The sequence below is a fragment of the Peptacetobacter hominis genome (assembly GCF_006861675.1).
GTDB classification, from domain to species: Bacteria; Bacillota; Clostridia; order Peptostreptococcales; family Peptostreptococcaceae; genus Peptacetobacter; species Peptacetobacter hominis.
In genome coordinates this window covers 26,887-46,606 of record NZ_SGJB01000013.1, presented here as the reverse complement: position 1 = coordinate 46,606, position 19,720 = coordinate 26,887, and the positions used below count along the sequence as shown (strand labels likewise).

22 protein-coding genes are annotated in these 19,720 nt (G+C 32.8%); 4 read left to right on the top strand and 18 right to left on the bottom strand.

The features are described 5' to 3' along the window. Positions 1–95: 95 nt before the first annotated feature. The 5 genes from ruvB to murJ all read right to left on the bottom strand — a co-directional run bounded on the left by ruvB (position 96) and on the right by murJ (position 4,910). The gene (gene ruvB, locus EXD82_RS07825) at positions 96–1,109 is read right to left on the bottom strand and encodes a Holliday junction branch migration DNA helicase RuvB (protein ID WP_174919197.1); all 1,014 of its coding nucleotides are present in this window, start codon (positions 1,107–1,109) and stop codon (positions 96–98) included. Positions 1,110–1,220: 111 nt separating this feature from the next. Then, positions 1,221–1,823, bottom strand: coding sequence for a Holliday junction branch migration protein RuvA (gene ruvA / locus EXD82_RS07820; protein WP_142536356.1), 603 nt, complete (start codon positions 1,821–1,823; stop codon positions 1,221–1,223). Between the two features lie 14 nt (positions 1,824–1,837). Beyond that, on the bottom strand, positions 1,838–2,341 hold the full coding sequence (gene ruvC / locus EXD82_RS07815; RefSeq protein WP_142536355.1) for a crossover junction endodeoxyribonuclease RuvC: 504 nt from the start codon (positions 2,339–2,341) through the stop codon (positions 1,838–1,840). 18 nt (positions 2,342–2,359) lie between these two features. Further along, complete coding sequence (locus EXD82_RS07810; protein ID WP_174919195.1) at positions 2,360–3,331, bottom strand: serine hydrolase domain-containing protein; 972 nt, start codon at positions 3,329–3,331, stop codon at positions 2,360–2,362. A 16-nt stretch (positions 3,332–3,347) separates the two neighbouring features. Further along, the gene (murJ, locus tag EXD82_RS07805) at positions 3,348–4,910 is read right to left on the bottom strand and encodes a murein biosynthesis integral membrane protein MurJ (RefSeq protein WP_142536353.1); all 1,563 of its coding nucleotides are present in this window, start codon (positions 4,908–4,910) and stop codon (positions 3,348–3,350) included. A gap of 293 nt (positions 4,911–5,203) precedes the next feature. On the opposite strand from murJ, the gene EXD82_RS07800 reads away from it, so the two are divergent. Beyond that, entirely contained in the window at positions 5,204–5,581 is a 378-nt protein-coding gene (locus EXD82_RS07800; protein WP_142536352.1) for a desulfoferrodoxin family protein, read from the top strand. Positions 5,582–5,701: 120 nt separating this feature from the next. Here EXD82_RS07800 and EXD82_RS07795 read toward each other — a convergent pair whose 3' ends face one another. Next, positions 5,702–6,439 (bottom strand): 3D domain-containing protein, encoded by a 738-nt coding sequence (locus EXD82_RS07795; RefSeq protein ID WP_246082032.1) that lies wholly within the window; start codon positions 6,437–6,439, stop codon positions 5,702–5,704. Positions 6,440–6,990: 551 nt separating this feature from the next. Between EXD82_RS07795 and EXD82_RS07790 the strand changes: the two genes are divergently transcribed. Both EXD82_RS07790 and EXD82_RS07785 read left to right on the top strand, forming a co-directional pair. Then, a complete protein-coding gene (locus EXD82_RS07790; RefSeq protein ID WP_142536351.1) occupies positions 6,991–7,428 on the top strand; it encodes a YtxH domain-containing protein in 438 nt (145 codons plus the stop codon). A gap of 2 nt (positions 7,429–7,430) precedes the next feature. After that, on the top strand, positions 7,431–7,772 hold the full coding sequence (locus tag EXD82_RS07785) for a hypothetical protein (RefSeq protein WP_142536350.1): 342 nt from the start codon (positions 7,431–7,433) through the stop codon (positions 7,770–7,772). A gap of 53 nt (positions 7,773–7,825) precedes the next feature. Here the strand turns inward: EXD82_RS07785 and EXD82_RS07780 are convergent, their stop codons facing one another. The 3 genes from EXD82_RS07780 to EXD82_RS07770 form a co-directional block, all read right to left on the bottom strand. Next, entirely contained in the window at positions 7,826–9,010 is a 1,185-nt protein-coding gene (locus EXD82_RS07780; RefSeq protein WP_142536349.1) for a cation diffusion facilitator family transporter, read from the bottom strand. A gap of 145 nt (positions 9,011–9,155) precedes the next feature. After that, positions 9,156–10,529, bottom strand: a complete 1,374-nt coding sequence (locus EXD82_RS07775) for an MATE family efflux transporter (RefSeq protein ID WP_142536348.1) — start codon at positions 10,527–10,529, stop codon at positions 9,156–9,158. A gap of 12 nt (positions 10,530–10,541) precedes the next feature. Beyond that, positions 10,542–11,366 carry a hypothetical protein gene (locus tag EXD82_RS07770; protein ID WP_142536347.1) on the bottom strand — a complete coding sequence of 275 codons (825 nt, stop codon included), beginning with the start codon at positions 11,364–11,366 and terminating at the stop codon, positions 10,542–10,544. Between the two features lie 158 nt (positions 11,367–11,524). Here EXD82_RS07770 and EXD82_RS07765 point away from each other — a divergent pair, with 158 nt between their 5' ends. Then, positions 11,525–12,310, top strand: coding sequence for an HAD-IIB family hydrolase (locus EXD82_RS07765; RefSeq protein WP_142536346.1), 786 nt, complete (start codon positions 11,525–11,527; stop codon positions 12,308–12,310). A 94-nt stretch (positions 12,311–12,404) separates the two neighbouring features. Here the strand turns inward: EXD82_RS07765 and EXD82_RS07760 are convergent, their stop codons facing one another. The 9 genes from EXD82_RS07760 to EXD82_RS07720 form a co-directional block, all read right to left on the bottom strand. Next, positions 12,405–13,055, bottom strand: a complete 651-nt coding sequence (locus EXD82_RS07760; RefSeq protein ID WP_246082031.1) for an aspartate/glutamate racemase family protein — start codon at positions 13,053–13,055, stop codon at positions 12,405–12,407. Positions 13,056–13,070: 15 nt separating this feature from the next. Then, complete coding sequence (yaaA, locus tag EXD82_RS07755) at positions 13,071–13,865, bottom strand: peroxide stress protein YaaA (RefSeq protein WP_142536345.1); 795 nt, start codon at positions 13,863–13,865, stop codon at positions 13,071–13,073. Between the two features lie 75 nt (positions 13,866–13,940). Further along, entirely contained in the window at positions 13,941–14,219 is a 279-nt protein-coding gene (locus EXD82_RS07750; protein ID WP_142536344.1) for a hypothetical protein, read from the bottom strand. A 135-nt stretch (positions 14,220–14,354) separates the two neighbouring features. Continuing rightward, a complete protein-coding gene (bioD, locus tag EXD82_RS07745; RefSeq protein ID WP_142536343.1) occupies positions 14,355–15,047 on the bottom strand; it encodes a dethiobiotin synthase in 693 nt (230 codons plus the stop codon). After that, complete coding sequence (gene bioB, locus EXD82_RS07740) at positions 15,040–16,014, bottom strand: biotin synthase BioB (protein WP_142536342.1); 975 nt, start codon at positions 16,012–16,014, stop codon at positions 15,040–15,042. The genes bioD and bioB overlap by 8 nt, the downstream gene beginning before the upstream one ends. Before the next feature lie 18 nt (positions 16,015–16,032). Continuing rightward, a complete protein-coding gene (locus EXD82_RS07735) occupies positions 16,033–16,593 on the bottom strand; it encodes a biotin transporter BioY (RefSeq protein ID WP_246082030.1) in 561 nt (186 codons plus the stop codon). Between the two features lie 124 nt (positions 16,594–16,717). After that, positions 16,718–17,890: a class I SAM-dependent methyltransferase gene (locus EXD82_RS07730; RefSeq protein WP_142536340.1), complete on the bottom strand. Its 1,173-nt coding sequence runs from the start codon at positions 17,888–17,890 to the stop codon at positions 16,718–16,720. 16 nt (positions 17,891–17,906) lie between these two features. Then, on the bottom strand, positions 17,907–18,392 hold the full coding sequence (locus EXD82_RS07725; RefSeq protein ID WP_142536339.1) for an HD domain-containing protein: 486 nt from the start codon (positions 18,390–18,392) through the stop codon (positions 17,907–17,909). 20 nt (positions 18,393–18,412) lie between these two features. After that, positions 18,413–19,717 (bottom strand): DUF389 domain-containing protein, encoded by a 1,305-nt coding sequence (locus tag EXD82_RS07720; RefSeq protein ID WP_206668153.1) that lies wholly within the window; start codon positions 19,715–19,717, stop codon positions 18,413–18,415. Between the last annotated feature and the right edge of the window lie 3 nt (positions 19,718–19,720).

Below are 19,720 nucleotides of genomic sequence, written 5' to 3'. Positions count from 1 at the left end.
TCAATACCGAATAATTTTTTACACATCAAAAAGATGCTTTTTTGCATACTATTTATAATAATAACAAAAAAGCAACTCTTTTTCCACAGTATATATTATTTTTCTTTTATATCTATTCCCATATGTTTATATGCCTGTGGCATGGCAGTTCTTCCTCTTGGACCTCTGTTTATAAATCCAAGCTGAAGAAGATATGGTTCATATACATCCTCTATAGTATTTCTATCCTCACCTATAGATGCTGCCAGAGTATCAAGTCCAACAGGTCCACCTGAGAATTTTTCTATTATAGTCTTTAGAAGTTTTTCATCTATATAGTCAAGTCCAAGACTATCAACTCCAAGAAGTTCAAGTGCATCCTCAGCTACACCGTCAGTTATGTTTCCGTCAGCTCTTACCTGTGCATAATCTCTTACTCTTTTTAGCAGTCTATTTGCTATTCTAGGTGTCCCACGAGATCTTTTGGCTATTTCATGTGCACCTCTTTCGTCTATCTCAGCATCAAGAAGTCTTGATGATCTTTTTACTATCTCTGAAAGTTCATCCTCTGTGTAATAGTCAAGTCTGCAGATTACCCCAAATCTATCTCTAAGTGGGTTTGTAAGCATTCCTGCCCTTGTAGTAGCTCCTATAAGTGTAAATTTAGGAAGGTCAAGTCTTATACTTCTTGCTGAAGGACCTTTACCTATTATTATATCCAGACAGAAATCCTCCATCGCAGGATATAATACCTCCTCGACGCTTCTATTTATCCTATGTATCTCATCTATAAAAAGTACGTCATTTTCCTGAAGATTTGTAAGTATTGCAGCCAGATCTCCCGCTCTTTCTATTGCAGGACCTGAAGTTATTCTAAGGTTTACTCCCATTTCATTTGCTATTATTCCGGCAAGAGTTGTTTTTCCAAGCCCCGGCGGTCCATAAAGAAGTACATGGTCCAGCTGTTCATTTCTGCTTTTTGCAGCCTCTATAAATATACTGAGCTGCTCTTTTGATTTTTCCTGGCCAAGATATTCAGATAAGGTCTTTGGTCTCAGGCTGTTTTCTATATCTATATCATCCGACTGCATAGTGGATGTTATTATCCTGCTTTCATCAAACTCGTCCATCATAGATTCTCCACCTCTCTTTCCATATTTATTCACATATACACATGTTTTTGTCACATATGTGCATATGAAGGCATAATTTTATTTTTATTATCATATAACTCTATATTTTTATTTCATCATTTTTGAAGATATGTAGATAAGTGCTTTTTTAATTATATCCTCTGTATTCATTCCCGGAGATTTTACAAATGATACAGCCTCCTTTGATTCAGCCTGTGTATATCCAAGCGCCATAAGTGCATCCACTGCCTCGTCCTCTGTAAATACAGCCGGTTTTGTTTCAAGAAGTGTAGGCTCAAATTCAACAGCTGTTTTGTCTATTTTGTCCTTCAGTTCAAGAACTATTCTCTCTGCAGTCTTTTTGCCTACTCCCGGAGCCTTTGAAAGTTTTGTTATATCTCCACTTATTATATATGCTCCAAGCTGTTTCGGTTCTGCAAAGGAAAGTATAGAAAGTCCAACTTTCGGGCCTATTTTTGACACAGATGTTAGTAAATCAAACATCTTTCTTTCCTCTCCAGAGTAGAATCCACATAAATACATATCATCTTCTCTTACTATCAGCTTTGTATATACTTTTGCGTTGTCTCCAATTGAATATCTCGATATTGCATTTGAAGACATCATTATACTATATCCTATTCCATTATTTTCTATTACTATACTGTCGAGATTTATTTCCTCGACAGTTCCCTTTATATATCTGTACATCTGATCATTCCTTTTTAGTATTTCCGTATATTTGAAAGTGTCTTTTCAAGTCTGTTTGCATGTGCATGACATATAGCAATTGCAAGTGCGTCGGCTACATCATCGGGTTTTGGTACTTTTTTAAGATTCAGAAATGATGTTACCATCTTCTGAACCTGAGCTTTATCAGCTCTTCCGTACCCGCATACACCCTGTTTTACCTGTAGTGGCGTGTATTCATATACAGGTATATTATTGTGTCTACACGCAAGAAGAGTAACTCCCCTCGCCTGTGCAACTGTTATTGCAGTCTTTACGTTTTTGTTGAAGAAGAGTTCCTCTATTCCCACCTCATCTATATTGTAGTTTTTTATTATTGTATCTATTCCCCTATAAACCATATCCAGTCGGGTTGTGACATCGGTGTGTGCCGGTGTTGTAACTGCTCCATAATCTATTACTCTGAATCTGCTGTTTTTGTACTCAACAACTCCATAACCGACTATGGCTATCCCGGGATCTATTCCAAGTATTATCAAGTTTACCCCCTGTAGTTTTTATCTATGTTTTCTATTTTTTATCATTTCTGAAAGAAGTTCTGTTCCAAGTCTTGCAGCATTTATTTTTCCGCTGTTTGCCTTATTGGAAAGTATTACTATTCCTTTCTTTGATTTTTTTTCAAATCCTATGAAACAATCAGAAAAATCTGTGCTTCCATCATGCCATATTATACCTGTATCGTGATTTATTATCCAGCCAAGTCCCATATCATACTTGTCCTTTGATATATTGAAGTACTTCTTATGTGCTTCTCCCAGATATGATGGCTCTTTATTTATATTTTCATCTACAAATTTCATCATATCTCCTATTGTAGATACAAGTCCATTTACTGCAAGATATTCCTCATCGCCATTCCACTTCCAGCATTTTGATACATCTGTGTCCTGAGTATACCCTGTATTTTCAAGGCCAAGTTCCTCTTTTGCATATTCTTCAATAAGATTTTTTATATCTTTTCCATATACTTCAGATAAAACTCTTCCCAGAACAGCTCCTCCAAAGTTTGAGTATACCCATTTTCTATGTTTTGGATTGGGCTTAAATGAATTTACATCCTTTAAAAGATTTTCATTTGTATATCCTGTATATGGATTTTCTCTGCTTAAAAGAGCATTTTTCATTTCTCTTCTGGCAACTGCTTTAGGATATGAGTTTCCATATCTTGCCGTATGTGTAACAAGTTCTCTTATAGTCGGAATATGTTCTGCACCTTCCATTTTTATATACTTATCTATTTTATCATCAATTGATACCTTCTTCTCCGAAATTGCCTTTGCAAGAAGAGATTCCATTATCTGTTTTGTAAGAGATCCTATTTCATATCTGTGCTCTGTCTTTGGAAACTCTTTTCCTTTTGGACCATATACTGAAAAGTCCATATTATCTCCATCTATTACTCCTACTGTAAGTACAAGCTTTGATGTGCCCTTCTGTGATGCGTATTCTCTGATTTTTCCCTCTCTCATAATGTCCTCCATAAAGCTAATGCTTTTTTAACTTTGATAGTATATTTGAAAGTTTTCCTTTTACAAGATCAAGCAGATTTTCAACCTCATTTATCTTCATTCTATGTACTATTATAGTATATACCAATATACCTATAGATACAGAAATCATCAGCCGAAGAAGTTCCCATCTTGTAGAATTCGGAAAACTGTTTTGAGTATATTTATATGTAAAATATACAAACACGCCCATGATAGCAGATGCTATCGATGATTTAAGCGCCGTTTTTATTATATTTTTCTGTCCAAAATCACCTATTTTCTTTCTAAGGCTTATAAACATCGTGATTATACATATAGTTGATGATACACTTGTGGCAAAGGCTAGACCGCAGTGTCCCATAAATCTTATAAATACAAGGTTCATAGATATATTCATAATCATCGCTATCATACCGTTTCTCATAGGTGTCTTTGTATCTCCAAATGAATAAAACACATTTCCAAGTATATTTCTAAGTCCTGATGCCGGAAGTCCAAGTGCATAAAATGCAAGCGCAGACGAAGTAAGTGCTGTTGCCGTAGAGTCAAACCGTCCTCTTTCAAATGCAATCTTTACTATAGGCTCGGAAAGAACTATTATACCCACCATTATAGGTATCATTAGTACGGTTACTGTATCGACACTTTTCTGTATTATTCCAGACACAGCTTTTTCATTACCTTCACTTGAAAGTTTTGACATAAGCGGATATATAACAGATTGTATGCTGGAAATAAATACACCTATTACAAACGTATTAAGAATAGATGCACTGTTAAGTACAGTTACTATACCATCCCCAAGTGTCGATGCAAGTGTTTTATCGACAACTGTATTAAGCTGATTTACTCCCACACCTATAAATACCGGAAGTACCAGATAAAGCGTTCTTTTTATGTATTCGTCTTTTATATTTATATATGGTCTGTATGTATATCCTCCCTTTTTGGCAAATGGAAGCTGGAAAACAAACTGGCTCGCCATTCCTATCAGTGTAAATAACGGCATAAGCCTTATATCTGCTTTTGCACTTAGAAAAATACCTGCAATTATTATTATATTGAACGGTATTCCTGTAAGACTCGGAACAACAAACATCGAGTTTATATTCATAAGACAAGTCATTATGTTGCTAAGACCTATAAATATCATTCCCCAGATCATTATTCTTGTAAACTCAGAAGCCATCTGGAGCTTCTCTCCACTGTAACTCATGGCAAATATCTTTACCAGCTCATCCGAGAATATATATCCAAGAACAGAAAGCATAAGGCTTATCACTATTATCATATTGAATACATTGCTTACGAAATCAGATGCAGCTTTTTCACCTTTTTCCTTCTGTACAGTATAGTACATAGGTATAAAAGTTGTTGCAAGAGCCGATCCTATTGTTGAGAATATAACTGTCGGTATATTCATCGATGTTATAAAAGCATCGGTAACCGCTCCAGCCCCGTGAACATATACAAGTATTGTCTCCCTCGCAAATCCGAAAATTTTAGATATCATGGTAACGGCAAATATCCCCATAGCCGCCTTTGCAACCCTGCTCATAAAAAACCTCCCGATTGCACTATATTTTATAGTTTGTTTTATAAACAAGTAATATACATACTATTATATTTCATTTTTTCAATAATTAAAATGAGTTAGGGATAAATTCACATTTAAATCGAACATTTTTTCGTTTTTTATATAATTATCATTTTGTTCAATTAAATATGTTTGAGAAATTATCATACGGGTATTTATATACTATAACAGTTATCCAATAAGGATACTCTGATATGAGATTAATATGATTAATATAAATTTACCGAAAAGGTATTTCTTTAGGAGGAAATAAAATGGCAAAATTCTATTTATGTGAAAAGTGTAAAAATATGGTGGAGGTAGTATACGAAACTCCGGTTCCTATGATGTGTTGTGGACAGAAAATGACAGAACTTGTTCCAAATACTGTAGATGCAGCAACTGAAAAGCATGTTCCTGAAGTAACTGTTGAAGGAAATGTGGTAAAGGCTAAAGTTGGTTCAGTTGAACATCCAATGGAAGATAAACACTATATAATGTTCATACTTCTTGAAACAAATAAAGGAGTTCAGAGAAGAGATCTTAAACCAGGTCAGGAACCTGTTGCAGAGTTTGCTCTTGCATCTGATGAAAAAGCAGTTGCAGTTTATGAATACTGCAATCTTCATGGATTATGGAAAAAAGAATTATAATAATAGATAAGCCCGGTGCATAACATGCATCGGGTTTTACTTTTTATATATTATATAACAACATAAAAAAGACAGCTGGCAGCTGTCTTTTTAGAGATAATTGATATGATTTTTAAATGTTTATTTTATGTCTTCAAGAACTACTATTTCTATATTTCTTCTTCCGAATTTATAACATTCTTTACTTGAATTCATATATATATCTATTTTAGTTCCTTTTATAGCTCCACCGCAATCATTTGCAACGAATACTTTATCAAAATAAGGTATATAAACTTTTGTTCCATAAGGTATTACCTTTGGGTCAACTGCTATTGTTCCAAATCTTGGTTTCTGTCCTGTAGCAGTAGTTGAATGCCCTGAATATGCTGATGCATTTGATATATATGATTTACCTTTCTGATAAAGTTTACCATTTTTATTGAAATAATAAACAGTATCACCCTGCTTTATTTTGGCTTCTTTTCCGATACCATTATCATCAAAGTAATAAGTATCACCATTTTCTAATTTTGTAATTCCTCTATGTATACCATTTTCTTTTGTTATATATATATGTTCTCCTTTTGAACCTATAACAGAAAGTCCTTCTGCCATTTTTCCTGAACTATACCAGAAATAATACATTTTACCGTCTATTTCATTCCAACCTCTGGCAAAATCTCCATTTTCTAGCATATAATAATGATAATCTCCTATTTTAAACCACTTTCCATCAGCAGTTTCTTCAGATATCTCTTTTGTCTGTACTCCTTCTATTTCTTCTCCAGTTTTCGTTTCATCTGCAAAGACAAATGCTGTACTTGATAATAGTATCATAGATGCTAATATTAATGAACCTAGCTTTTTCTTTAACATATGTTCCTCCCTGTTTTATTATTTATTTCATTCATATATTTCCCTATTAATGATTAGAAATTGTTACAAGTCTGTAACTTTTTCCTGACTTGTATATATCATAATATAAAAGTTACAAGCTTGTAAAGACTTTTTTTGCAATTTAAAGAAACAACAAACAACAACATATATAATGTTTGTATATGATATTTTTTCACGATTAGTCTTGTTTTTGTATATTTCAACGTGTTCATAAGATAGATTCAGTAACAACATGTTTTTACTTTGTTCCATAAAATTTTTTTATTTTTTTATATATCCTGATAACAAATTGTAACAATTTCCACTAAAATAATCATATTTTACTATAAAAGTTACAATTTGTAATATTTTTTCAGACAATTAAAACATCACTATTCTTTTGTCAAAATTTTCTTATTAAAACTGTATTTATTGGGTAAAATAAGTAGTATAATATATTTAATAATAGCTATTTTTTATCAATTCTATATAACTTGAAACGGCATTGATAAAATGGATATTACAATACAATTTGAAGGGAGACATATATTATGAAGTTATCAGAAAAAATAGAAATGAAGAAACAGGCTAAAATAAAGGCTGAAAAGGCAAAGAAAGTTAAACTTGCCGCAAAAGGTGCTGCTGTTGGTGCTGCTGTTGGTGTAACTGCCGGTGCTGTTGGTGGAGTTCTTTTTGCTCCAAAATCTGGAAAAGAAACAAGAGAAGATATAAAAAACGCTTCAGCTCAGGCTGCTGCAGCTGTTGCAGATAAGGCTACTGATGCAAAAATAAAAACAGAAGATCTTATAGGTGCTCAGAAAGAAAAATTAAATGCATCTAAAGAAAAGGTTAAAGAATATCTTGCTTCAAGAAAATCTTCTGATTCAGATGAAGAATGTTGTTGTGATTCAGACTCTGCAGAAGAATGCTGCTGTGGAGAAGGATGCTGCGATTCAGATTTATCTGAAGAGAATGTTGAGGAAGTATAATCATGACATTTACAATAGACATTAATACAATTCTTTTTATCCTTGCAATAATCGGATGCGTTGCACTTATTCTTCTTATTAAAGTACTGTTTGAACTTCTTTCTGTCATAAAAAAAGTTTCTTCAGTTATAGACGACAATTCTGCAAATGTAAAAAAATCAATATCTGCTCTTCCTCAGGTTGTAGAAGATTTTGGGCAGGTCGGTGAAAATATGAAGGATGTTACTGATGTTGTTACAGACATCGCTGCAGATGTTATTGTTACAAAGGAAAATGTAAAAAGTAATATAGATATGGTTTCTGAAATATTAAGTATTGTCAGAAGTGTATTTTCTTCAAAGTAAATAAATAATAATATAATATAAAAAGCTGCCTTTCAAATCAGGCAGCTTTTATTTTACTGGTTACCAGAGTAATCTCTATCTATTACTATTATACAATTGTATTTTCCATGTCTTTTTTTCATTTCGGAATCAATCCATTTTTTTATATTATCATCTTCTTTATGGCTTACCATGGCCGGATCTACAACAACATCAAAAACAAGATTTTTTCTTTCACCTTTTCCAACAATTCTAAGGTCATGTATTGATTTTAACTCTTCTCTTGCTGAAATTATATCCTCTATTTCCGCTCTTGCCTCGTTCAATTCTTCATCCTTTAAACATATCGGATCCATATGTATTACAAGATGTATATTCATTTTTTCAGAAATTTCCTTTTCTGCATCATCTATAACCTCATGTATATCCATTACATCTATATCCGCTGGAACTTCTGCATGAACTGATGCTATACATCTTCCTACACCGTAGTTATGTATTATAAGGTCATGAACTCCTGTTATTATCTCATATTTCATAAGATTTTCTGTTATCTTTGATACTATTTCAGGATCCGGAGCCTCACCTAAAAGAGGATTTATTGTCTCTTTTACAAGAGAAAATCCTGCATATAATATAGCAAGAGAAACTGCTACTCCAACATATCCATCTATAGGAAGGTCTGTGAATCTTGCTGCAAGAAAAGATATAACAACACATGATGATGTAAAAACATCTCCAAGTGCATCCATTGCAACGGCTTTAAGCGCTGATGAGTCTATTTTGTTTCCTATATATTTATTGAACACACTTAACCATAGTTTTACAGCTATTGATAGAAGAAGCAGCACAAATGGTATAGTCTGAAATTCTATAGGAGAAGGATTCATTATTCTCTCCACAGATGTTTTTGTAAACTGTGCTCCAACAAACATTACCATAAATGCAACTACAAGAGCTGATATATATTCAAGTCTTCCATGTCCAAATGGGTGTTCCTCATCTGCAGGCATACCTGCAAGTTTAAATCCGGCAATTGTTATGATAGAAGATGCCATATCTGTAAAGTTATTGAATGCGTCGGCTGTAACAGCAACACTTCCGCTTAGAAAACCTATACTGAATTTAACTATAAAAAGTACAAGGTTTGATGCTATACCTACAGCACCTGCAAGAAATCCATATCTGTTTCTTACCGATTCATCGTTTGTATTTTCACTGTCTTTTACAAATGCTTTTACAAGTGTCTCTGAAATCATTTATACTCCCCCTTATTTATCTTTTATGTTATTGATAATCTATAACAATACTCTGTAAACGACAATAAGAGGATTCGAAAATACGAATCCCCTTTTCCAATCTTTCTTTAATATATTATACATTATTTTATGTATTTTGAATACACTATTTTTCACTGCATAAACTTCCTGGTATAAGCATATTTCTCTTCTTATATATAAGGTAAAGAGAAAGCATAAGAATTCCCTTCACTATCATACTAAGAGATATTGTCCACCATACTCCTACTATTCCCATACCCAAAGTAGATGCAAGCAATATCGATACCGGTATTCTTGCTCCCGTAAAAATTATACTTATAGCTGATGTTGCATATGTTCTTCCCATTCCCCTCATTATACCCATTACTATAATTTCAAGGCACTGGAATATTTCTCCATATCCTATTATTCTAAGATATCTCGCTCCTTCTTTAAGTGCTTCCGGTTCATCTATAAAGAACTTAAATATGAAATCAGCTCCAAATACAAGAAGTATCATAGTTATAAATCCCCAGAAAAATGCAAATGCGATTCCCACCTTCGCTCCTTTTTCTATTCTATCACGCTTTCCTGCGCCATAGTTCTGACCTATAAAAGCAGAAACAGATGAGGACATCCCATCAGCTGTTGTATATGATACAGATTCTATCTGATTTCCAACCTTCTGAACCGCTATGGCTACAGGTCCCCACTGGGCAACTATTACTCCTATGCACATTGAAAATGCTGTAAAAAGGCCACTCTGAAGAGCTACCGGAAGTCCCAGTATAAATAATTCCTTATGATCTTTGAATTTAGGATTTCTGAAATATCTTATTTTAAAATACTTCTTTTCCTTTGATGCGATTTTCAATATAAACACAACTGTTGCAACAGCCTGTGCTGTTATTGTCGCAATGGCCGCACCTGCAACCCCCATCCGAGGTATAGGACCTAATCCCAATATAAGTAACGGATCAAGGAATATATTTATTAAAAGCCCCATAGTATTTGTCATAAACGGAGTTCTGCTATCTCCAAGTCCATTGAATATTGCTGTAAAAACAGGGTTTATAAAATAAAAAATCATTCCTGCACCAACTATTATAAGATATGTACTGCCCTGTTTTGTTACAGATTCAGATCCAAGCCTGAAGAGTTCTATAAGCGGTCTATTAAATACAATAAGCACAAGTCCAAACATAATAGCCAGAATTATATTTATTTCTATGGCTGCTTTTATGTAATCTCTTGTTCTTTCTATATCGTGGTTTCCCATACTTTGAGATACCTTTACCTCTCCACCTACTCTTGAAATTGCTATAAATGCAAGTGCAAGCCATGTATAAAAACCTGCTGTTCCAACTGCAGCAACTGCATCACTGCCGGCTCTTCCCACCCATATCATATCTACGATATTATATCCTATATTTATAAATGATGTTCCCATTATGGGAAGAGCAAGTCTTATAAGTTTTTCTGCAATTCTTCCTTCTGTTAAATCAAGTCTTGCTGACATAATACCTCCTTACTATATTTCTACATTATAAAGTTTTCTCATTATATTATACCTATCTATTATACGATTTTTTTTCTCTTCAATATCTTTAAGCTGATTTTTCAAAAGCTCTTTTTTTTCTTCTATCCATCTAAAATCAGTAAGATTTTCTCCTATAGTAAATACAACATTACTTTTTTCGTTCATCATTTCTACTATTTCGTAATCTATTGCACCTCTTATATCACTTATTCTTTCTTTAAGTTCATTTTCTTTCATAGATTTATTTTTTGTCTTTGTGTTATTTTCCAGATAATTTTCAAACAACACTATTCTTGAAACATTTTCATCTATATATGCATCCAATACATTATTAAGAATAGCTGAATCTTCTGTTGTAATATCATCAGATAAAACAGGATGATATTTTTTTATAAGCCTTCTGAAGACTTTATCCATATATTCCAGTTCTTCTTTTTCTGCCTTTTTGCGGTTTAGATAATCCTTTGAATCCTCGATTGCTCTTTTCTGTATAGAAACTGACTCATCAAATCCAGCCTTTTCTGCTTCCAGTTCCATCCTTAGATTTTCGCAATCAATCTCTTTTCCTTCACATACATATGCATTTATCTCTTCTATTATTTTGCTGTATATTGTTATATCTTTCATCAGTTCTATTCTTTTAACTTCATAAGTACCAAAATGACATTGATAAAGAGCTCTCATCTGCTTATCTTTTTTTATTATATTATTTATTCTGTCCATTAGAATATCCACAAAATTATCACTTACTAGTTCATATTCTTTCATTAGGTCTATTTTTTCATTTATATCTATAACATTTTCATTTTTTTTCATAAGCTCCTCCTTATCCAAATACAACTTTTCTTCCTATCTGTTGTGAAAAAGCTGTCTGTTTACTTATACTTCTGTTGTGGTATAATAACTCTTAGCAATAAGAAGGTAAAATACTTCAACAATATTATTATACAACACTTATTAAGAGAGGTAAAAATATGAATTCAAACAACGACAAAAAATATTTTTTCTTTGACATAGACGGTACTCTTACTACCGGCTTTCCAGCTCATATAGTTCCTGAATCTACCAAAAGAACACTTAAGGCTCTTGAGGAAAAAGGTCACTTTCTTGCTATAGCTACAGGAAGAAGTCAGGCAATGGCTGAAAAAATACTCAATGAACTTGGCTTTAAAAATATGGTCAGCGATGGTGGTAATGGAATAACTTTAGATGGCAAACTTGTCAGTATAGACCCACTTGACAGAGAAAAGTGTCTTTCTCTTGTAGATGAACTTGAAGAAAAGAAAATACCATGGGCGGTATCTCCTGATAATACAAGAGTAAGATATACAAAATATCAGGCTTTTTATGATAGAGCAAATGATTCATATATGCAGACAATAGTTGATAAAGACCTGGATATAAACAAGTTTGACAAATTTTTCAAGCTTTATATAGGATGTGACAGAGAGGTTGATAGTACAATAGAAGGTCTTAAGGTGTTACCATATGCAAGATTTTCTGATATGTACCTTTTTGTTGAACCGGATGATAAATCTGTAGGTATAAAGAAAATAATGGATCATTTCAATGCACCATACAGCGATGTTGTAGTATTTGGAGATCATACAAACGATCTGAAAATGTTCAGAGATGAGTGGACATCTATAGCGATGGGAAATGCTATACCTGAGCTAAAGGCAAAAGCTGACTTTGTTACAAAGAGTTCTTCTGAAGATGGTATAGAATATGCATGCAAGCATTTCGGATGGATAGATTAATTTAGCAGAAAATAAAAAGGATATCTGTATTTATGTTGATTTGTAACTGTCACAACCAGTTTGTCTCCAGCATAATTCTGATATCCTTTTGTTTTTATTTATTTATAAGTATTTCATACATTTTTTCAGATGGATTTATTATATCAATCTCTGAAATATTTTTAAGTTTTTCTTCAAAATACGGAAAATGGGTACATCCAAGTATCATACATTCCATTCCCTGTTTTTTAAATATATCAAGTGCAAGATTTATTCCATTGTCATATATTATATCTTCCGGATTTCTTCCGTTTTCTATGTCTATAACCGCCTGCAAAAATGAAACTCCAGATACAATACACTCCGGATTTTTTCCAACAATAGCTTTTTCTATACCTGAAAGCCCCTGTGCATTTGCGGCAATTACTCCTATTTTCTTTCTTCCTTCAGCTTCGGATTTATATACTGTCATAGGAGTTATGATTCTTATGTTTTCCTCTTTTGCAAGTTCATCCATATCAACCGATGCGCTTAATGAATTACAGTATACAAATATATCCTCTATATTTTCTGATTTTATTCTCTCTATTATTTCTCTTATAACTTCTTTTTTATCACTTTCTGATGCAACCTGAAACTCCGTCTGTTTTATTGGATTTTCCGATACCGGAAAGCACATTGCATCTATTCCTTTTTTTTCAAGAAACTGTGCTCCCATCATTGTATCTACAGGAGTTCCGGCTATGACCGCTGCTGTCATTTTCATTTCTTCACCTCTATTTTATCTCTTTATAAATACAATTTCATTTTCTGATGAGTTTTCTTCTGAATATTCAAATCCATCTTCTTTGAAATTTTTTATACCATCTATATCATCTATATGATTTTCTGATATAAATCTGACCATAGCTCCTCTACCCTTTTTAGATGCAGTTGATTCAACTTTAAGTTTTCCATTTTTTTCAACTTTAAATATACAGTCAACAAATCTTATTCCAGATGAAAGTATATATTTTTCCACAGCTTTACTGTATTCTTTTGATGCAAGATTAAGAACAACACCTTTTGTCTCTGAAGTTTTTATAATTTCCTCTGCTATAGTATCTTTCCAGAATGAATAAAGTCCACAACAACCATTTATCTTTATTTTTGTCTGCATCTCAAGTCTATATTCATCAATCATATCAAGTGGTCTTAATATCCCATAAAATCCACTCAATATTCTTATATGGCTGTTCATAAATTCCATATTTTCTCTGCTCATTTCTGAAAGCATCATAGACTTGTACTGTATTCCATCGTATGAAAATACAGCCGGGCTTTTCTTATGGCAGATTCCTTTCTCATCTCCAGTCATGGGTTTAATTCTCTGAAATCTTGCGTAATTAAGTTGTGCAAGCCTTTCATTTATTTTCATAAGACCTGCTATCTCTTCAGCAAGATATCCTTTCAGCTCTTTCAATATTATATTTGATTGCTTATAAAGAGCCGGATATGTTACATCATCACAGCTTATTGTATTTCTCCATTCAATAGATTTTTTCATTGTTTTAGATGGAGATATTATACTTATCATCTTATCACCCTTTTCTATTTTGATATTGATCTATAAAAACTGTATTTTTTATCTATATATCTATAAATAAAATATTTATTTTGAATTTCTAAGCTCTATAAAAAAGTCATCATACCAGTCTCCCCATGATTCTATAGGATATACCGCTCCACCATTGCAGCTTTTTAAAAGATTTGATGAAAATTCCTCCTCTATCTGGAAAATATCACCAACACTGATTTCTATTCCCATTTTTGATGCAGCATCGCAAAAAGCCTGCATTACATCATCTTCCTTCTGAGAATCCAGAAGAAGTTTTTTATACTCTTCGTTTTCTTTTGCAAGTTTAAGTATTTTATTTAGTTTTTCAAGCATATTTATCGCCCCCAAATTGTTACTCTATACAGATTATACTATATTCGCAGACTTATTTCACTTGTATATTCAGAATATTCTACTTTTCTTCTTTTTTAGGCATAAAAATAGGGCTGAAAAAGCCCTATTTAAGTATTAATCTACAAATATTTCATTTTCAAAAAATCGGTTTTCTATCCTTCCATCTTTACAGATATATGCAGGTATTCCTGTCATATTTTCTATTACTTTCATATTGTCTTTGTGTATTATATTATTACCTTCAAATCTGTTCATTATTATGGCTTTTATATTTATGCCTTTGCTTTGTGCATATTCCACTGTAAGTACTGTAGAATTTATGCTTCCCAAGCCGGAACCCGATACAAGAACGGTGTCTACAGAAAGTTCTTTTATTATATCTTCAAGGAATATCCTTTTGTCTCCTTTTATATATATCGGACAGACTATACCCCCACTTCCTTCACATATTGTAAAATCAGCTTTTGACTCAAGTCTTTTGTAGTCATTTTTTATCATATTTAGATCAATATCCACATTATTTATCTCCGAAGCCAGATGAGGTGATACAGCTTCTTCAAAAATGTAAGATACCTTGTATTCAAAATTTTTCTTATCTGCTGTGTCTATACATGCATTTTTTTCTACATATACTGCATCTCCTGGTACTATTTCTGAGTTGATTGTTTCTGCTCCACTAAGTGCAGCCTTGTAATAACCCGTTTTTATCCCTCTTTTCACAGATTCTCTTGCTATTTGCCCAGCTATAAAGGTTTTTCCTACGTCTGTATCAGTACCTATTATGAATATCGGTTTATATCTACTCAAATTTAATCACCTCAAATCCATTTTCAGATACCATTGATATGTCGTCTTTTATACCTGCTCCTGCAGTTGTAAGCATATCTCCAGTTATAAATCCGTTTATACCGGCTTTCAAAGTCCTTTTTCCTCTATCATTCATACATATCCTTCCACCTGCCAGTCTTATTACTTTGTCAGGAAGTATAAATCTGAATATAGATATCGTTCTTATGATTTCATCATATTCAAGAGAAGTAACATTTTCAAGTGGTGTTCCCTGTATCGGATTTAATACATTTACCGGAACTGAATCCACATCCAGATTTTTAAGTTCAAAGGCCATATCTATCCTATCATCAAGATTTTCTCCCATTCCTATTATTCCACCACTGCATACACTCATTCCTGCATTCTGAGCAGCTTTTATCGTTTTTATCTTTTCATCATATGTATGCGTTGTACATATTTTTTCAAAATATTTTCTGGATGTTTCAAGGTTGTTATGATATCTTGTTACACCGGCTTTTTTCAGAAGGATCATTTCATCATATCCCAGAAGTCCATTTGATGCACATAATCCTATATCAGTTTTATCTGATATTTTTTTATATGCTTCTATTTCTTTTTTAAGATCCAGACCGGATAATTTTCTTCCTGATGTAACTATTGAAAATCTTCCAACACCAGAATCTCTGTTTTTCTTTGCAGATTCCGAAATAATACTATCATCTATAAAATCGTATACTTCTATATCGCATGCAGAAAAAGACGACTGCGAACAGAATTTACAGTTTTCACTACATCTTCCGCTTTTCCCATTTATTATTGTACATAGGCTGAATCCATTTCCACAAAGTTCCTTTCTTATTCTATCTGCATGTTCTGACAGTTCATTTATATCAGAGTTTTTTATTCTATCTATATCATCTCTGTTTACTCTATATCCATTTATTATTCTGTCTGCAAGTTCTTTCACAGAATATGTATTCATATTATCATCTCCCAGTTTTTATTCTATTCTCATTTCCGGATGAAGTGATGCAAGTTTTCTGAATTTCACATTTATAATTGATGCAGCTATACAAAGTATAATGTCTCCTGGAACTTCCATTGGCACTGATGACATTATCATAACCGGAAGCGGTACGCCTACTTTTGTTACTACATTAAGTATTACATATTTGTATGCTATACCTACCGCATATATTATTATCATTCCTGCGATACTGGCCACCATAGATGCCCTGAAACTCTTTTTTTCTATTCTTTCTTCTATATATCCTGTAACATACGCTGCCACCACAAATCCTACAAGATATCCAAAAGTGGGTTTAAGTATATATCCAGGTCCCCCGCCGGCAGCAAACACAGGAAAACCGACAAGCCCTATTACAACATATAATAAAACCGAAAGTCCTCCAAGTTTTGAGCCAAGTATCAGTCCTGACATAATAACAAACAGAAGCTGAAGAGTAAAATATTCAAAGTACGGCAGTGGTATTTTTATAAACGCTCCTATCGCTGTAAGTGCGGTAAACATCGCACAAAGTACCATTTTTTTTGTATTCATAAAATCCTCCATTATATTCTTTTTTGTAAACTTTTATTTAATCAAGGTTTACCTTTTTGTATATAATACCATAAAAAAAACGCAATGTAAACCTAATTATAATATAAGTTTACATTGCATTTCTCTATATTATTCCATCTTCCCTGAATAATTTATAAAGTGTAGGATTGAAAGAAAACTCTGATATAAGTTTTTCAACCTCATCTATACATTTATTTTTCTTCTCTTCAGAAATATTTCCCTTAACCGCTCTTATGAGAATATTCTTTGGAGAATGAGCTATATCTATAAACTCAAGCAACTGTGTTCTATATCCCGCAGCTTCAAGTAAATTTCCTCTTATTGAGTCCGTCATAAGAGCTGCAACTCTTTCCTGTATTATCCCATAGTTGGATAAAATAGAAAGGTTCTGAGGCTTCATCTGAGCATTAAGCTCATGCTGACAGCACGGAACTGAGAAAATCATTTTCGTATTCCACTTAACCGCATTATAAAGCGCATAATCTGTAGCTGTATCACATGCATGCAGCGTTATAACCATATCTACCTTATTGTTGAAACGGTATCCGTTTATATCACCCATCTCAAATCTGAGATTTTTATATCCGTATCTTTTGGCTATTTCATTGCAGTTTTTTATAACATCTTCCTTAAGATCGAGACCTATCATGTTTACATTTATCTTCTTGATTTCTGTAAAATAATAATAAAGAACAAATGTAAGATATGATTTTCCACATCCAAAATCCAGTATTGTCAGCTCTTCAAAGTTCTGTTTTCTTATCTCATGATCTATCAGCTCTATAAATCTGTTTATCTGCTTATATTTATCGTATTTGGAATTTACTACTTTTCCATCTTTTGTAAATACCCCTAAATCTATAAGAGGCTGTATATCCATTCCCTCTTTTAGTATATATTCCTTTTTCTTGTTATGCTGTTTTGTCTTTTGAGCTACAGAGGAATTATCTGTTCTTTTTTTACCGATAAATACCTTTCCTTTTTTAGATATTTTTATATTGAAATTTATTCCCTCAGACCATATATCAGCCTGTCTATACCCCATTTCCATAAATTCCATAAACTTATCATTCAGCTCTTTTTCTGATATATTTTCATGAAATACCTGCTTTTGTGTAAATTTCTCTATCTGATAAAATTCTTCTCCATTTGATTTTTCCTTTAGATTTATTCCTATCTTTCTGTATTCAGCATTTTTATCCTTGTTATTGCTTATAACTGCCTTTATAAGCTTTGACGATAGTACTTCATCTATGGCATTTTTTATTTCCTGCATATTATCCCTCCTTTTCCTAGCTTTTATCATCAGCAAATTGAAATATCATCATTTCCTCATCATCATATATATCCCTGTGATGATTTTTTATGATATACAATAATCTTTCATTATCTTCATAATCTTTCAGCATGTCATAGCTGTATTCCGAATGATTATAGTAACACTGTACTTTTGCTGTATTAATATTTCTGAGTTTTCCGGATGTTATACTATTTAAAATCACTATTATGGATTTATCTATTATATTTATTCTTTTTCTGCTTTTACCTATGTCGTGAAGCAACGCTGCCTTTATAAGCAAAGTATCAGAAATATTCTTTTCCCGGGAAATTCTTTTTATTTCATTAGCTACTCTTACACTATGTTTTTTCTCCGATCCAGAAAGTTTACTGAAAAGAGAATACTCATAATCATCAAGTATACTCCTGACAAATAAATCATCCTTTTCCCCGTATCTATCCGTAAGATTTATATAGAACTGTTTTATTCTTTTTATCATGCTACCAACTCTTCTTTATTCTATTCTGTTACAGTATCTATAGACTGTATTATTTCCATTTCCGAACCGGTTTTTTCTTTTATCCATTTTTTTATTATATCAAGATTCTCTGAATCCAGTTCATTCTGACTTTTGATTATCAGTGCTTTTGTTTCCTCGCCATCTTTATCCCTCATCTGTGCTATTCCGGCCTCTTCAATTTCAGGATATAGAATCATAAGCTCATTTTTGACTTCGTCATATCCATCTGAATCATGTATTATTTCAGATATTGGTATTTCTTCACCGTTCAGATTGACAGTTTTTCCTCCCCGAAGAATATTCTTTATTTCGTCCTCTGTTACACCTTCTGACACTGCCATCTGTTCTACATTTACTTTATATTTTTCCAGTTCGTATGCATTTCTGTTTTCTTTTATTTCTTCTATTTCTGAATCTGAAATTTTTTCTCCAATAAGTACAACATCTATTTTCTTTCTCTCCATGTCAATCTTGTCGCTGAATACCTGTGTCTTTTCAAATCTGAACTGTGAGTTTATAAAGTTTTTATAGTTGTTCTGGGTAATTGTTTCGTTTACTATATTCCATGCCACATACACACTTGGAAGTATGGATATTATTACAAAACTCCAGAATATAATATGTTTTTTGCTACCCTTTTTTTCCTGTGAAGGATCGACAACCTTCATAAAATGGAAACCAAGCGAACTTACAAGACATATAAAAAATGAGTTTATAAAGAAAAGATATGCCGCTCCAAGTATAAAATTCCATTTTCCTTCCGCAATACCATATCCAACAGTACACAATGGTGGCATAAGTGCTGTTGCTATTGCTGTTCCAGGAACAACATTGCTTACTCTATCTTTTCTTGTAAGTGCTATAAGTCCTGCAGTTCCTGCAAATACAGCGATAAGAACATCCCATATAGTTGGACTTATTCTTGCAAGAAGTTCTGATTTTGCTTCAGATAAAGGACTCACTGTGAAATATATTACACTTACTATAATACTTATAAATACCTGAATACCAAAATTTGTAAGTGAGCGTTTTATATGCTCTACATCATCCATTGCAAATCCGTACCCGATACTTATTATTCCTCCCATAAGAGGTGATATAAGCATTGCACCTATTATAACAGCCGTACTGTTTACATTTAGCCCTATGGATGCTATGAATATTGCCATTATCAGTATCCATAGATTTGTTCCGCTTATTGCAGAGGCTTCATCGATTCTCTGTTTTATTTCCTCATTTTCCGCCTGATCCGACTTAATAGAAAAAAGTCTTTTGAATTCATTCATTAAATGTACACGTCTCACATA